The sequence below is a fragment of the Rhizobium sp. KDH_Rht_773_N genome, from assembly GCF_052946295.1.
Map to the genome: position 1 here is coordinate 990,806 of NZ_JBRFNB010000002.1, position 14,458 is coordinate 1,005,263.

A 14,458-nucleotide genomic window follows, 5' to 3' on the forward strand; every position below is an offset into this window, starting at 1 on the left:
ATTAGAAGCAAATTATCCCTCGCGCCCGAATCCAGGAATTTTCTATCTCTATAAAATCTATGAATTTTACAATGATCTATCCACATTCCCGGGTGGAATGCGTTTGAACATTGCGGGAGAGGGATATGAAAATCAACCGACGCAACCTGCTGGGCACGGCCGCTGCTGCCGTGCTCACCTTGACCAGCCATGCGGCCCATGCCGCCGACGTCACGCTCAATATCGGCTATCAGCCGATCGTCGAGCCGTCGCGTGTGCCGCAGGCGGACGGCACTTATGAGAAGGAGACCGGGGCCAGGATCAACTGGCAAAAGTTCGACAGCGGCGCCGATGTCATCACCGCGATTGCCTCCGGCTCCATCGATATCGGTTATGTCGGCTCCTCGCCGCTTGCTGCTGCCGCCAGCCGCGAATTGCCGATCGAGACGATCTATATCGTCGGCCTCATCAGCGATGCCGAGGCGCTTGCCGTCAAGAACATTGCCAAGCCCGAAGATCTGAAGGGCAAGAAGATCGCCACGCCCTTCGTTTCGACCGCGCATTACAGTCTGCTGACGGCACTGAAACACTGGAAGGTCGATCCGAAATCGGTGCAGATCCTCAACCTGCGTCCGCCGGAAATCGCCGCTGCCTGGGAGCGCGGTGATATCGACGGCGCCTATGTCTGGGATCCGGTCCTGGCGCAGCTGAAGAAGAGCGGCAGCGTGCTCGCCACCTCCGCGGATGTCGCCAGGTGGGGCGGCCCGACCTTCGATGCCTGGATCGTCAGCAAGAAATTTGCCGAGGCCCATCCCGAAGTCGTTACCGGTTTCGTGAAGGTCACGGGTGCGGCTTACGCATCCTATCTCGCCAATCCGGATAGCTGGAACGCGAGCTCGCCGGAAGCCGAAAAGATCGCCAGGCTGACCGGCGCCAGGACCGATGAAGTGCCGGCTCTCCTGAAGGGCTATACGTTCCCGAGCCTGAAAGAGCAGGCCGGTGCCGATCTTCTTGGCGGCGGCACGGTCAAGGCAGTGGCCGAAACCTCGGCCTTCCTCCTGGAGCAAGGCAAGATCCCCGGCGTCCTGAAGGACTATAGCCCCTATGTTTCCGACCGCTGGGTCAAGGAAGCCGCCAAGGCAGGTCTCTGATCCTCCCAAGGGTCCCGGCGCGGCTTCGGCTGCGCCGGTTTTTTTGTCAACAGGTGATACCGATGAGCATACTTTCACTGCAATCCCTGTCGCTCGACTATGCCGAGGCCGGCAGCCGTCGAAAGAGGCGTGTGCTCGACGGCATCAACCTGCATATTGCCTCCGACGAGTTCGTGGTCGTTATCGGCCGTTCCGGCTCCGGCAAAACCAGCCTTCTCAATCTTGCGGCCGGCTTCACTCAGCCGAGCGAAGGTCGCGTGCTCGTGGACGGCAAAGAGATCGACGGGCCGGGCGCGGACCGGGCCGTGGTGTTTCAGGACGACGCGCTTTATCCGTGGCTGACCGCCGCCGGCAACGTCGCCTTTCCGCTGAAGCTCCAGGGCATCCCGAAAGGCGAGAGGCAGCGCCGCGCCGAAGGCCTGCTCGTCAAGGTCGGCCTCGATGGCGCGGGCAACAGGAATATCTGGGAGCTCTCCGGCGGCATGCGCCAGCGCGTCGGAATTGCCCGTGCACTTGCCTCCGGCCCGCGCTTTCTGCTGCTCGACGAGCCGCTTGGCGCGTTGGATGCGCTGACGCGCAGCCGCATGCAGAAGTTCCTGCTCGATGTCTGGGCCGAGAGCAGGGCCGGCGCCCTGCTGATCACGCACAGCATCGATGAAGCCCTGTTGCTTGCCACGCGCGTCATCGTGCTCGCGCCTAATCCCGGCCGCATCGTGGCCGATATCCGGACCGAGTTCGGCAAGGCGCTGCTTGAGGGCCAAAACGTCAAGGAGATCAAGGCGCTCCCGGCGTTCAGGGACCTGCATGACAAGCTGACCGCACTTATCCATGGCGATGAAGAGGAGATTGCAGCATGAGTGTCGAGGCTGAAACACTCACAACTGCGGCGTCCGAGCAGCATGTCGAAGCGCGACCGAAACGCCACGGCACGTTGCCGATCTCGTTTGCGACGATCGCCGCACTCATCGCCGGCTGGAGCCTTGCCTCGGCCTATGGCGCAGTTTCGCCGGTTTTCCTGCCCTCACCGCTGGTCGTTGCCAGGTCGCTCGTTAATGTCGCGGTCAACGGCTTCGTCGATTCGACACTTGCCGAGCATACGCTGGCAAGCCTGCTGCGCATTTTTGCAGCACTTTCCGTTTCGCTCCTCGTCGGCGTGCCGGCAGGCCTTGCCATCGCCACGAGCCGCATCGGCAAGGGTATCCTCGATCCGATCGTCGAATTCCTGCGTCCCCTGCCGCCGCTTGCCTATCTGCCTCTGATCATCATCTGGGTCGGCATTGGCGAGGCTTCGAAGGTCACGGTCATCTCGCTTGCCATGCTGCCGCCGATCATTCTGTCGACGGCATCGGGCGTCAGATCGGCCCCCGACGATTTCGTCAATGCCGCCCGCTCCTTCGGGGCGGGTCCGCTGCAGGTGCTGCTGCATGTCATTCTCCCAGGCGCCGTTCCGTCGATCCTGACAGGCACGCGCATTGCGCTTGGCGCCGGCTGGTCGACGCTTGTCGCGGCCGAACTGGTGGCGGCAAATCAGGGCCTCGGTTTCATGATCCAGTCGGCGGCGCAGTTCCTCGTGACCGATATCGTTATCGGCGGCATCATCGTCATTGCCGCGATCGCCTTCCTTCTGGAGATCCTGGCGCGGCTGATCGAACGGTCCCTCGTTCCATGGGCCGGCCATCGCTGAAGGTCTATCATCGCCTTGCCGATCAAATTATCCTAAGGCCGTATCGCGCCGCGTAACCGCAAAGTGATAGCGTGGCGCGCAGACAATGCCGGAGGATGAAATGACGAAGAAGACGCTGTCGGATTGGGAGGCGCTGGCGGAGAAGGAACTGCGGGCTGCAGCGGAAACGCTGACCTGGCATACGCCCGAAGGCATCGACGTCAAACCGCTCTACACGGCCGCCGATCTCGATGGCGCGGACGCCGACAGCCTGCCTGGCTTTGCGCCCTTCACCCGCGGCCCGCGCGCCACCATGTATGCCGGCCGGCCGTGGACGATCCGGCAATATGCCGGCTTTTCGACCGCCGAGGAATCCAACGCCTTCTACCGCCGCAATCTTGCCGCCGGCCAGAAGGGTCTCTCCGTCGCCTTCGACCTTGCCACCCATCGCGGCTACGACAGCGATCATCCGCGCGTCGTCGGCGACGTCGGCAAGGCGGGTGTCGCGATCGACAGCGTCGAGGACATGAAGATCCTGTTCGACGGCATTCCGCTGCAGGATATGTCCGTTTCCATGACCATGAACGGCGCCGTCATCCCGATTCTGGCGAATTTCATTGTCGCCGGCGAGGAACAGGGCGTTTCGAAGGCCGAGCTTTCGGGGACGATCCAGAACGACATCCTCAAGGAGTTCATGGTCCGCAACACCTATATCTACCCGCCGGAACCCTCGATGCGCATCGTCGCCGATATCATCGAATATACGGCAAAGGAGATGCCGAAATTCAATTCGATCTCGATCTCCGGCTATCACATGCAGGAGGCCGGCGCGACGCTGGTGCAGGAGCTTGCCTTCACGCTTGCCGACGGGCGCGAATATGTGCGCGCGGCAATCGCCAAAGGGCTTGACGTCGATGAGTTCGCCGGCCGGCTCTCGTTCTTCTTCGCGATCGGCATGAATTTCTTCATGGAGGCGGCCAAGCTTCGCGCCGCCCGTCTGCTCTGGACCCGCATCATGGAAGAGTTCCAGCCGAAGAAGGCGGCTTCGCTGATGCTGCGCACCCATTGCCAGACCTCGGGCGTCTCGCTGCAGGAGCAGGATCCCTATAACAATATCATCCGCACCGCCTTCGAAGCCATGTCGGCCGTGCTCGGAGGCACGCAGTCGCTGCACACCAATTCCTTCGACGAGGCGATCGCCCTGCCGACGGAGTTTTCCGCCCGCATCGCCCGCAACACGCAGCTTATCCTGCAGCACGAGACGGGCGTCACCAAGGTCGTCGATCCGCTTGCGGGCTCCTATTATGTCGAGAGCCTGACGAAGGAACTGGCCGACAAGGCCTGGGCGCTGATCGAGGAGGTCGAGGCGCTTGGCGGCATGACGAAGGCAGTCAACGAAGGCCTGCCGAAGCGGCTGATCGAGGAGGCTGCCGCCCGCCGCCAGGCCGCTGTCGACAAGGGTGACGAGGTCATCGTCGGCGTCAACAAGTATCGGCTGGAAGCTGAGCAGCCGATCGACATTCTCGAAATCGACAATAGCGCGGTGCGCGCCGCGCAGATCCGCCGTATCGAGGAAACCAAGCGCCGTCGCGACGGCGTGAAGGTCAAGGAGGCGCTGGCGGCGCTTTCCGAGGTTGCCCGCACTGGTGATGGCAACCTGCTGGCAGCCGCCGTCGAAGCGGCGCGTGCGCGGGCCACCGTTGGCGAAATCTCCGATGCGATGCGCGAAGTCTTCGGCGATCATTTCGCCACCCCCAAGGTCATCAGCGGCGTCTATGGCTCCGCCTATCGCGACGAACCCGAACTGGGCGTGCTGAAGGCGCGCATGGCCGATGTCACCGAGGCGATGGGCCGCAAGCCGAAGATCATGGTCGCCAAGCTTGGCCAGGACGGGCATGATCGCGGCGCCAAGGTGATTGCCTCCGCATTCGGCGATGTCGGCTTCGACGTGCTCGCTGGCCCGTTGTTCCAGACACCGGAAGAGGCGGCCGGCATGGCGCTCGGCGAGAAGGTCAACGTCGTCGGCGTGTCGTCGCTGGCGGCCGGCCACAGGACGCTCTTGCCGCAGCTGATCGACCGGCTGAAAGATCAGGGCGGCGGCGATATCATCGTCGTCTGCGGCGGCGTCATCCCGCGGCAGGACTATGAATTCCTGCACGAACACGGCGTTGCCGCCGTGTTCGGCCCGGGTACCAATGTGCTGGAGGCCGCGAACTCCGTTCTCGACCTTCTGCAGGGTATCAGGCGCAACCAGTAATTCAGAGCAGCCCGCGCTTTGCGAGATTGCCCATCAGCGCCGAGATGCCGAAGGTCCAGGGCGGGCATTCGGTCGACAGCCTGACGGTGTTGACCAGTGCGCCGAGACCGGCCGACGAGATTTCCACGATATCGCCGACCTTGTGGGTGAAGCCCTGGTTCTTTGCGTCGCGGTCCTGCGTCGGCGCAAAGAGCGTGCCGAGGAACAGCATGAAGCCGTCGGGATATTGATGGTGGGCGCCGACCGTCTGCTTGACGAGATCGGTCGGGTCGCGGCTGATCTGCGACATCGAGCTCTTGCCGTGCAGGACAAAGCCGTCCTTGCCGGTGACCTTGAGATCGAGTTCGGCCTTGCGCACGTCGTCGAGGCTGTAGCTCGCGTCGAACAGACGGATGAAGGGGCCGATGGAGCAGGAGGCGTTGTTATCCTTCGCCTTGCCGAGCAGCAGCGCCGAGCGGCCCTCGACGTCGCGCAGGTTCACGTCGTTGCCGAGCGTGGCGCCCTTGATCTCGCCGCGGCTATTGACCGCCAGGACGATTTCCGGCTCCGGATTGTTCCAGGTGGAGATCGGGTGAAGGCCCACATCCGCGCCCCAGCCGACGGAGGAGAGAACCGGCGACTTGGTGAAGACTTCCGCATCCGGGCCGATGCCCACTTCGAGATATTGCGACCAGATGCCTTCCTCGATCAGCGCCTGTTTGACCTTGGCCGCTTCCGGCGAGCCGGCCTTGATATTGGTCAGGCTGCCACCGATCAGGGTGCTCACACGCTCGCGGATCGAGGCGGCGCGATCCGGATTGCCGGCGGCCTTCTCCTCGATAACACGCTCGATCATCGACTGGGCGAAGGTCACGCCGCAGGCCTTGACGGCCTGCAGGTCGGCCGGTGCCAGGAGATGGGCCTTGCTCGCGTCCGGCTTGCCGGTGCTGTTGGCGGCAATCGCCTCCAGCGTGCCGAGGGCCTTGCCGCTGGCCGCGCGGACGAAATCTGCCGCATCGGCTCGTTCCAGCAGCGCACTCAGCGTCGGCGCATCCGTGGAAGTGATATCGACGAGCGCGCCGTCGCGCAGCGTGACGATGCTCGGCCCGGCGACATCCGGGTTCCAGACGCGGCCGACAAACAGGCCGCCCGAAGCGGCAGCATCGAGGGGGGATTGGGACATGGTGATCTTCCGTCACAGGCGGGGCGGGGAGCGCTCCTGCAGAATGGGATAGCTGCCGTCCTCCTACCCGACGGCTGCCGAAAATCGAGCATATTCATCGGCCGAGAGCAAGTCTGAACAGGCGAAAAGCGGTTCGCACCTGCTGCCCGTCTTCCGCGACCGCAGGCGCGCGCCAGCGGCATTTCGTCATAACTTATAACTATTTAGATACAAAATAACCTTTCTATTTCAGATATTTACAAAAGAGGCAAAAGAGTTTTGCCGCCGATCACGCCTTGACAGGGCCGCTCTTTCGCTATCTGTTTTACCCCGGAGGAGGGTCGGCGCAGGCCGACCTGGAACATTTCCCCCAGGAGGATACAATTGCGATGCTGAGATTTGCCGTCGTCGGGATCGACCATGGGCACACGTTCGATCATGTGAAGGGCTTGCTGGCGGCGGGTGGCGAATTCGTCGGCTATTGCCCGCAGACGAGCGTGCCCGCGATCCGGGAGAATTTCGAGAAGACCTATCCGGATGTCCCGCAGATCGACCGGGAAAGGATCTTTGCCGATGCCTCGATCGACGTGATCTGCATTGCCGCCATCCCGCGCGACCGCGCCGGCCTTGCCATCCGTGCCATGAGGGCGGGCAAGGATGTGATGACCGACAAGCCGGGTGTGACCACCTTCGCCCAGCTCGACGAGGTCAGGCGCACGGTTGCCGAGACCGGCAGGATCTTTTCCATCTGCTTTTCCGAGCGCCATTGCGTGCGCTCCGCCGTCAAGGCCGGCAAGCTGGTGAAGGAAGGGGCGATCGGCAAGGTGATCCAGACGCTCGGCATGGGGCCGCACCGGCTGCAGCTGCCGACGCGGCCGGACTGGTTCTTCGACCCGGAGGCCTTCGGCGGCATCATCGTCGATATCGCCTCGCATCAGGTCGACCAGTTCCTGTTTTATACCGGCTCGACGACGGGCGAGGTGGTCGCAAGCTCGGTCGGCAATTTCGGCATGCCGCAAAAGCCGGATTTCCAGGATTTCGGGGAAGTGCTGCTGCGCTCCGACAAGGGCACGGGTTATATCCGCGTCGACTGGTTCACGCCCGAAGCCTTGCCGACCTGGGGCGACGGCCGCCTGACCATCCTCGGGACCGAGGGATATATCGAGCTGCGCAAATATATCGATATTGCCGGCCGGCCGGGCAAGGATCATCTCTTCCTCGTCAACGGCAAGGAGATGACGCATATCGACTGCAGCGATGAGAAGCTCGACTATTTCGAGGCGTTCGCCGCCGACGTGCGCGACCGCTCCGAAACCGCAATGACGCAGAACCATGTCTATGAGGTCTGCCGCCTCTCGCTCGAGGCACAGACGAAGGCCGTCCGCATCAGTGCCGGCCCTGCCGCAGGCGCCGGCCCTGCCGCAGGCGGTTGAGTGGAAAGACGATGCTGAAATCGTTCGAGCATATCGGTATGACGGTCTGCAATATGGACCGTGCCATCGCCTTCTATTGCGACTTGCTGGGGCTGAAGCTGCATTTGCGCAAGCAGATGCCGGACGGCATGCAGGTCGCCTTCCTCGATGCGGGCGGCGGCATGCTGGAAGTTTTCGCGCCGCCCGGCGGTGCTTCAAGGGCCGTCGATCTTGCGGAGGGAACGGCCGGCGTCAAGCACATCACCTTCCATTTCGAGAATGTCGAGGAAACCTTCGCCCGGCTGGAAGCGGCAGGCGTCGAAATCAAGGAACGGCCGCGCTTTGCCGTCCATTCCGAGATGCTGAACAGGATCAGCTTCGTGTGCGACCCCGATGGTATCATCGTTGAACTCGCAGAGCGGTCTCAAAGCCGGCTTGGCTGACGGCCTCACAGCGCCGGACTGAAAGGAAGAGGGCGCGGCGCGAACCGCGCCCCTTCCGCTTCTATCGGCGTTCGCCCGAAGCCTTCTTCCTGGCTTCGTCATCCATCAACTCATACCACATGGCGTTGAGGACGGCGAAGGCGGCTGCCAGCGGCAGGCCGAGTACCCATGCGAAATACCACATCGTTTCGTCTCCTCAGTAGGCGTGGCTGTTCTTGTCGGTGACGTTCTTCTCATCGACCTTGCCCCACAGAACCTTGTAGACCCAGGCCGTGTAGGCAAAGATGATCGGCAGGAAGATGACCGTGACCACCAGCATGATGAAGAGCGTCTGGTGGCTCGACGACGCATCCCAGACCGTCAGGCTCGATTTCGGATCGAGCGAGGAGGGCAGGATGAACGGGAACATCGACAGGCCGACAGTCGAGATGATGCCCAGGATCGAGAGCTGGCTGAAGAGCAGCGTCACGACCTCGCGCCGCGCCCGCATGGCGATGAAGGCAGCCGCCGCACCCAGGAAGCCGAGGACGGGAGCGGCGATCGTCCAGGGATGGGTGCCGTAATTGTCAAGCCATGCCCCGCCTTCCAGCGACACCGTCTTCAGAAGCGGGTTCGACGGGCCGATCGGACTGATATCACTGGTGATGCGATAACCGCTGACGCCGGCCCAGAGCCAGAGGCCGCCGAGCGCGAAGAGCAGGATGACGACAAGCGCTGCGACGCTGCCGAAGCGGCGGGCGCGATCGGCAACCGGCCCGGTCGCCTTCAGCACCAGCCAGGCGCTGCCATGCATGATGAGCATGGCGACGGACAGGACGCCGCAGAGAAGGGCGTATGGGTTCAGGAGCGCAAAGAACGAGCCTTCATAGAAGATGCGCATGTCGTCGGCGAAGCGGAAGGGAACGCCCTGCAGCACGTTGCCGACGGCAACGCCGAAGATCAGCGACGGCACGAAGCCGCCGACGAAAAGCGCCCAGTCCCAGCCGTTGCGCCAGCGTGCGCTGTCCCGCCTGGAGCGGTACTTGAATCCGACCGGGCGCAGGATGAGCGCAAAGAGGATCGCAAACATCGCCAGATAAAAGCCCGAGAAGGAGACCGCATAGAGCGGCGGCCAGGCGGCGAAAATGGCGCCCCCGCCGAGGATGAGCCAGACCTGGTTGCCTTCCCAGGTCGCGCCGATCGTGTTGATCGCAACCCGGCGCTCCGTATCGGTTTTGGCGACGAAAGGCAGCAGCGTGCCGACGCCGAGGTCGAAACCGTCGGTCGCTGCGAATGCGATCAGGAGCACGCCGAGCAGCACCCACCAGATGATGCGCAGGGTTTCATAGTCGATGAGTTGGTAAAGGATCATGACAGGTCACTCCGCGGCTGGAACGAGGGTTTCGGAGATCAGCTTGGCTTCCGGCTCGTGGTCCGGTTCCGGCCCCTGGCGGATCGCCTTGAGCATCAGGCTCATCTCGATGACGATCAGCGTCGTATAGAGCGCGGCAAAGCCGATGATGGTGAGCAGCACTGCCCAGGCGCCGTGATTGGAGACGGCGACCGCCGTCGGCAGCACGCCTTCGATCACCCAGGGCTGACGGCCGATTTCGGCCACGACCCAGCCGGCCTCGATGGCGATCCAGGGGAGCGGGATGGCGAAGACCGCGATACGCAGCAAGAGCGGATATTTGTCCAGATGCCGGCGGGCCGACAGCCAGAAGAAGGTTGCCGTCAGCACGATGAAGAACATGCCGAGGCCGACCATGATGCGGAACGACCAGAAGAGTGTCGGCACATGCGGGACGGTGTCGCGCGCGGCCTTTGCGATCTGTTCGTCGGTTGCCTGACGCGGGTCGTCGACATAGCGCTTCAGGAGCAGGGCATAACCGAGGTCATGGCCGAGATCCTCGAAGGACGAGCGCACTTCCTGGGCGACCTGGTCCTGGACGGGTGCGGCGCGGATCTGCATCAGCGCGTCATAGGCCTTGATACCGTCGCGGATACGGGTTTCGGCCTGCTGTTCCAGCTTGTCGATGCCCGGGATTTCCGTCGTCAGCGATCGGGTGCCGATAAGGCCCATGACCCAGGGGATATGCACGGCGAAATGCGTTTCGCGCGCTTGCTGGTCCGGGAAGCCGAAGGCGGTGAAGGCGGCCGGCGCCGGCTCCGTCTTCCACATGGCTTCGATCGCGGCGAGTTTCATCTTCTGGTTTTCGGTTGCGAGATAACCGCTTTCGTCACCGAGCACGACGACCGACAGCGCCGAGGCGAGGCCGAAGGAGGCGGCAACCGTCATCGAGCGCTTGGCAAGCTCAATATGCCGGCTCTTGAGCATGTACCAGGCCGAAACGCCGAGCACGAAGATCGAGGCACAGACGTAGCCGGCCGAGACCGTGTGGACGAATTTCGCCTGGGCGACGGGGTTGAAGACCACGTCGAAGAAACTGACGATTTCCATGCGCATGGTCTGCGGGTTCAGCGCGGAACCGACCGGGTTCTGCATCCAGCCATTGGCGATGAGAATCCAGAGCGCGGAAAAATTCGAACCGAGCGCCACCGCCCAGGTGGCGACGAGATGGCCGACTTTCGACAGCTTCTCCCAGCCGAAGAAGAAAAGGCCGACGAAGGTCGCTTCGAGGAAGAAGGCCATCAGGCCCTCGATCGCCAGCGGCGCGCCGAAAATGTCGCCGACATAGTAGCTGTAATAGCTCCAGTTCATGCCGAACTGGAATTCCATGACGATGCCGGTTGCGACGCCGAGCACGAAATTGATGCCGAACAGCGTGCCCCAGAATTTCGTCATCTGCCGCCAGATCTGGCGCCCGGTCATGACATAGGTCGTCTCCATGATGGCAAGCAGCACGGAAAGGCCGAGCGTCAAGGGCACGAACAGGAAGTGATAAAGCGCGGTCAGCGCAAATTGGAAGCGCGATAGCGCAACGATGTCTAGTTCCATTGTCTTTCTCCCACGGTCCCACGCGGTATCAAGAGTTTCCGCATGGCCGGTTGGTCACGCGGGTCAGGCCTGTTCGCTCAATCCGGCCGAAGCCGGTTGAGCGCCTTTTCGAACGCCGCCTCTCCACGGCGCGAAAATTCTGTGATGCGGCCGCCGTCGAGGACGACGATGCGGTCTGCGAGTGCTGCCTCGCGGCGGATATGCGTGGCGATCACCAGCGTCCGGCCTTCTGCTTTCAGCGCGAGGCGATGCAACACGTCGCGGGCGGTGCGGCCATCCAGACCTTCGGTCGGCTCGTCCAGCAGCCAGAGCGGGGTGTCGCGCAGGAAAAGACGCGCGAGCGCCAGCCGGCGCGACTGACCGCCGGAAAGCCCCATGCCGCCTTCGCCGAGCGTCGTGTCGAGGCCCGACGGCAGCGCTTCGACATCGGCGAGCAGCCCGGCGGCGGCAAGCGCATCGCGCAGTTGATCGTCGCCCGCATCGGGGGCGGCAAGCAGCAGGTTGCCGCGCAACGTGTCCTGGAAAAGCTCGGTCCGCTGGGTGAGCAAGGTTGCATCGAGTGCCGCCGCGATGCCGGCTGCCGGCGGCAATTCACCGGCAAGCAGCGAAAGCAGCGTCGATTTGCCGGCGCCGCTCGAACCGACCACGGCAATATGCTCGCCACGGCGCAGTTCGAGCGTCACGTCCAGCAATGCCGGCCTTGCCGCCCGCTCATGCGCAACGGTGATGTTCCGGAGTGCGAAGGCGAGTTCATGCGCCGGAGCCCCTGGTGCGAAATCGGCTTCAGTGGCGGAAAGTCGTGGTGCGATGCGTTTGGCCGCCAGGATCGTCCTGCCGAATTCCATCGCGCCGCGGCGCAAGGCGGCAAAGGGTTCGGTGGCGGCGAAAGCGACGAGCACGCCGAGCGCGGCAACGGGCGCGGTGATCGCGCCTGCCTGCATCAGCACGGCAACGCTCAGCAGCGCCGCAGCCAGAAGCGCGGTGGAGAAAAGGCCGAAGCCGAAGGTCACGCCGGTCTCGATGCGGTTCAGCCGGTCGTCGGCGTTTGCCGCATAGGCATCGGCGGCAACGATCGCCTGCTGTTGTGCGGCAAGACGATCTGCCATGAGAAGATCGGTCTGTCCGGCGACGAGATCGATGGTCCGCGACCGGATGGTTTCGATCCCGTAAGCGCGGCGTCGCGCCGGCTTCAAAGCCGGCCGGCCGGCAGCGAGCGGCAGGCCGAGCCCCGCCAGAACAAGGCAGAACCCGAAGAACAGGCCAAACAGCGGATGCATGAGGCCGAGCGTCACGCTGGCGACAAGTGCCGAGCCGATCGCCACGGCTGCCGGCACGAGAATGCGAAGGTAAAGCGAGTCCAGCGCGTCGATATCCGCGGTCAGCCGGAAGAGCAGCCGGGCAGGCCGGTTGAGAAGCGTACGTGCCGCGCCAGGGGAGGCCCAGCCGCGGAACAGGCGCTCGCGAAGGGCGGCAAGCACGGCGAGCGTCGCATTGTGGGTCGTCAGTCTTTCGCCATAACGCGCAGCCGTGCGCAGGATGGCAAGAAAACGGATGCCGGCCGATGGCGCAAAGACATCGAAGGTCGCGGCGACAGTTGTCGTAAGGCCTGCAAGGGCAGTTGCGGTGATGAACCAGCCCGACAGGCCGAGCAGGGCGATGCCGGTCGTGACGGTTGCGGCCGATAGCGCTGCGCCAAGCAATAGTTCCCTGCGATGCGTCTGCAGGAACAGGCGCAGGACCGGCTTGATATCCTTGAGGAAGGTGGTCATTCGGCAGCCTCCGGAAGGCTTTCGCCATCAAGGCGGATGGCATGGTGCATGCGGGCGGCCAGCAGCGGGTCGTGGGTGGCGACAATCAGCGTGCGGCCCTGCGCGAGGGCGAGCAGGCTCTCGGTGATCTCGGCAGCCGTATCGGCGTCGAGATGCGCGGTCGGCTCGTCGGCGAGGATGATGCGGATATCGGGATCGCAGGCGGCCCGCGCGATCGCAAGGCGCAAAGTCTCGCCGCCGGAGAGGCCGATGCCGCTCTCGCCAAGCGGCCGGTGCCCGTAGGCCCGTGCGACACGGCCAAGCCTTGCAAGATCGAGTGCGCCCGAGATTTCCGTCGCCGTGATGCCGGGCCGTCCCAGCGCAATATTGCCGGCGACGGTCCCCGCGAAAATATGCGGCTTCTGGCCGATCCAGGCCATCTTGCAGCGACCTGTCGCGCTACCGCCGATCAGGATGCGGCCCTCATCGCAGGGCGCCAGGCCGGCGATCAGCGACAGCAAGGTCGATTTGCCGGTACCGCTGGCGCCAAGCAGTGCGGCATGTTCGCCGGCGGCAATTTCGAGATTGAAGCCGGAGAGGATGGGCTGATGATCCGGGCTGTAGCGAAAGCAGACGTTTTCCAGGCGGATATCGAAGGGCTTGTTTGCGGTGGAGGCCCCGGCCGGCTCGCGGTCGGGAAGCGTCATGCCGTCGACAGCAAGCCTTTCCAGCGCCTTCAGCGCGGCCTCGCCCGAAGCGCGGTCATGCCAGACGGCGGAGAGTTCACGCAACGGTTCGAAAAAGGCTGGTGCCAGCAGCAGGACGAACAGGCCCCGCGAAAGGTCAAGCCCACCCGACCAGGCGCCAAAGCGGATTTCGCCAAGCAGGCTGAAGCCGACATAGACGGCGGTCATCGCGACGCCAAGGGCTGAGAAGAGCTCGAGCACGGCGGAAGACAGGAAGGCAATCTTGAGCACCGCCATGGTGCGCATGCGGAGCGACTCCGCCTCGCCGCGCAACCGAAGTGCTGTGGCGTCGACCGCATCGAGCGAACGGATCGTTGCAAGGCCGCGCAGCCGGTCGAGCAGGAAGGCGTTGAGGCCGCCTGTTGCGACAAGCTGCCTTTCGCTCGCAGCCTGGGCACGCCAGCCGATCAGTGCCATGAAGACCGGAATGAGTGGCGCGGCGATCAGCAACACGAGCGCAGCGATCCAGGATATCGGAAAGATGCAGGCGAGGATGACGAGCGGCACGAGGCTCGCCTTCATTCGAGCCGGCTGGAAACGGGAGAGATAGGGCACGATCAGCTCGGCCTGTTCGCCAAGCACGCTGGCAGCTTCACCGGATGCAGGCCGGCCGGCATCGACAGGAGAAAGGCGGGCGAGCAGACGGAGGGCGGTTGCGCGTTTCTGGCTGAGCGCGGCGCGCGCGGCACGAAAGGCAAGGCGGCCGCCAGCCGCATCGAGACAGCTTTTGACGATGCCGAGCAGGAGAATGAAGATCGCCGGCCAGAGAACATCGGCAGGGCCGCCGCCATCGGCCAGCCGCCCGACGGACCATGCGAGCAGACCTGCCTGCGGAATCCAGAGGACCGCCGCAAACGCCTGCAGCATGGCAGCACCGCGCAGGCGGCTTTTCGTGCTGGCCGGCTTGCATGCCTCGTCCCTGTCAGCAGGCGCTTCCGCCTCTTGCCGGTCTCTTGCGTCGAAGAAAGCACTGCCCATGG

General features: G+C 63.6%; 12 protein-coding genes. 6 read left to right on the forward strand and 6 right to left on the reverse strand.

The genetic code is table 11. The features are described 5' to 3' along the window. Positions 1 to 125 precede the first annotated feature (125 nt). From tauA to scpA, 4 genes are all read left to right on the forward strand, one after another. A complete protein-coding gene (gene tauA / locus ACU8HS_RS26520; protein ID WP_447016050.1) occupies positions 126 to 1,130 on the forward strand; it encodes a taurine ABC transporter substrate-binding protein in 1,005 nt (334 codons plus the stop codon). 62 nt (positions 1,131 to 1,192) lie between these two features. Next, positions 1,193 to 1,987 carry a taurine ABC transporter ATP-binding protein gene (locus ACU8HS_RS26525; protein WP_447016051.1) on the forward strand — a complete coding sequence of 265 codons (795 nt, stop codon included), beginning with the start codon at positions 1,193 to 1,195 and terminating at the stop codon, positions 1,985 to 1,987. Further along, entirely contained in the window at positions 1,984 to 2,814 is an 831-nt protein-coding gene (locus ACU8HS_RS26530) for an ABC transporter permease subunit (protein WP_113413874.1), read from the forward strand. Before ACU8HS_RS26525 ends, ACU8HS_RS26530 begins: the two co-directional genes overlap by 4 nt. 100 nt (positions 2,815 to 2,914) lie before the next feature. Beyond that, complete coding sequence (scpA, locus tag ACU8HS_RS26535) at positions 2,915 to 5,050, forward strand: methylmalonyl-CoA mutase (RefSeq protein ID WP_447016052.1); 2,136 nt, start codon at positions 2,915 to 2,917, stop codon at positions 5,048 to 5,050. 1 nt (position 5,051) lies between these two features. On the opposite strand, the gene ACU8HS_RS26540 is transcribed toward scpA, so the two are convergent. After that, on the reverse strand, positions 5,052 to 6,212 hold the full coding sequence (locus tag ACU8HS_RS26540; protein WP_112704425.1) for a fumarylacetoacetate hydrolase family protein: 1,161 nt from the start codon (positions 6,210 to 6,212) through the stop codon (positions 5,052 to 5,054). Positions 6,213 to 6,580: 368 nt separating this feature from the next. On the opposite strand from ACU8HS_RS26540, the gene ACU8HS_RS26545 reads away from it, so the two are divergent. Next, entirely contained in the window at positions 6,581 to 7,624 is a 1,044-nt protein-coding gene (locus ACU8HS_RS26545) for a Gfo/Idh/MocA family protein (protein WP_447016053.1), read from the forward strand. 11 nt (positions 7,625 to 7,635) lie between these two features. Continuing rightward, on the forward strand, positions 7,636 to 8,046 hold the full coding sequence (locus tag ACU8HS_RS26550; RefSeq protein WP_447016054.1) for a VOC family protein: 411 nt from the start codon (positions 7,636 to 7,638) through the stop codon (positions 8,044 to 8,046). Positions 8,047 to 8,107: 61 nt separating this feature from the next. Here the strand turns inward: ACU8HS_RS26550 and cydX are convergent, their stop codons facing one another. From cydX to cydD, 5 genes are all read right to left on the reverse strand, one after another. Further along, positions 8,108 to 8,230 (reverse strand): cytochrome bd-I oxidase subunit CydX, encoded by a 123-nt coding sequence (gene cydX / locus ACU8HS_RS26555; RefSeq protein ID WP_112572495.1) that lies wholly within the window; start codon positions 8,228 to 8,230, stop codon positions 8,108 to 8,110. A gap of 12 nt (positions 8,231 to 8,242) precedes the next feature. Then, positions 8,243 to 9,397 (reverse strand): cytochrome d ubiquinol oxidase subunit II, encoded by a 1,155-nt coding sequence (gene cydB / locus ACU8HS_RS26560; RefSeq protein WP_113412255.1) that lies wholly within the window; start codon positions 9,395 to 9,397, stop codon positions 8,243 to 8,245. A gap of 6 nt (positions 9,398 to 9,403) precedes the next feature. Beyond that, entirely contained in the window at positions 9,404 to 10,984 is a 1,581-nt protein-coding gene (locus ACU8HS_RS26565) for a cytochrome ubiquinol oxidase subunit I (protein WP_377312286.1), read from the reverse strand. A 77-nt stretch (positions 10,985 to 11,061) separates the two neighbouring features. Further along, positions 11,062 to 12,753, reverse strand: coding sequence for an amino acid ABC transporter ATP-binding/permease protein (locus tag ACU8HS_RS26570; protein ID WP_447016055.1), 1,692 nt, complete (start codon positions 12,751 to 12,753; stop codon positions 11,062 to 11,064). After that, positions 12,750 to 14,456, reverse strand: coding sequence for a thiol reductant ABC exporter subunit CydD (gene cydD, locus ACU8HS_RS26575; RefSeq protein ID WP_447016056.1), 1,707 nt, complete (start codon positions 14,454 to 14,456; stop codon positions 12,750 to 12,752). Before cydD ends, ACU8HS_RS26570 begins: the two co-directional genes overlap by 4 nt. Positions 14,457 to 14,458: the final 2 nt, after the last annotated feature.

Coding starts and splice junctions, on each gene's coding strand:
- ACU8HS_RS26545 (WP_447016053.1), top strand. CDS start 6,581: ATGCTGAGATTTGCCGTCGTCGGGATCGACCATGGGCACACGTTCGAT.
- ACU8HS_RS26570 (WP_447016055.1), bottom strand. CDS start 12,753: ATGACCACCTTCCTCAAGGATATCAAGCCGGTCCTGCGCCTGTTCCTG.
- ACU8HS_RS26540 (WP_112704425.1), bottom strand. CDS start 6,212: ATGTCCCAATCCCCCCTCGATGCTGCCGCTTCGGGCGGCCTGTTTGTC.
- ACU8HS_RS26550 (WP_447016054.1), top strand. CDS start 7,636: ATGCTGAAATCGTTCGAGCATATCGGTATGACGGTCTGCAATATGGAC.
- cydD (WP_447016056.1), bottom strand. CDS start 14,456: ATGGGCAGTGCTTTCTTCGACGCAAGAGACCGGCAAGAGGCGGAAGCG.
- cydB (WP_113412255.1), bottom strand. CDS start 9,397: ATGATCCTTTACCAACTCATCGACTATGAAACCCTGCGCATCATCTGG.
- ACU8HS_RS26530 (WP_113413874.1), top strand. CDS start 1,984: ATGAGTGTCGAGGCTGAAACACTCACAACTGCGGCGTCCGAGCAGCAT.
- tauA (WP_447016050.1), top strand. CDS start 126: ATGAAAATCAACCGACGCAACCTGCTGGGCACGGCCGCTGCTGCCGTG.
- scpA (WP_447016052.1), top strand. CDS start 2,915: ATGACGAAGAAGACGCTGTCGGATTGGGAGGCGCTGGCGGAGAAGGAA.
- ACU8HS_RS26525 (WP_447016051.1), top strand. CDS start 1,193: ATGAGCATACTTTCACTGCAATCCCTGTCGCTCGACTATGCCGAGGCC.
- ACU8HS_RS26565 (WP_377312286.1), bottom strand. CDS start 10,984: ATGGAACTAGACATCGTTGCGCTATCGCGCTTCCAATTTGCGCTGACC.
- cydX (WP_112572495.1), bottom strand. CDS start 8,230: ATGTGGTATTTCGCATGGGTACTCGGCCTGCCGCTGGCAGCCGCCTTC.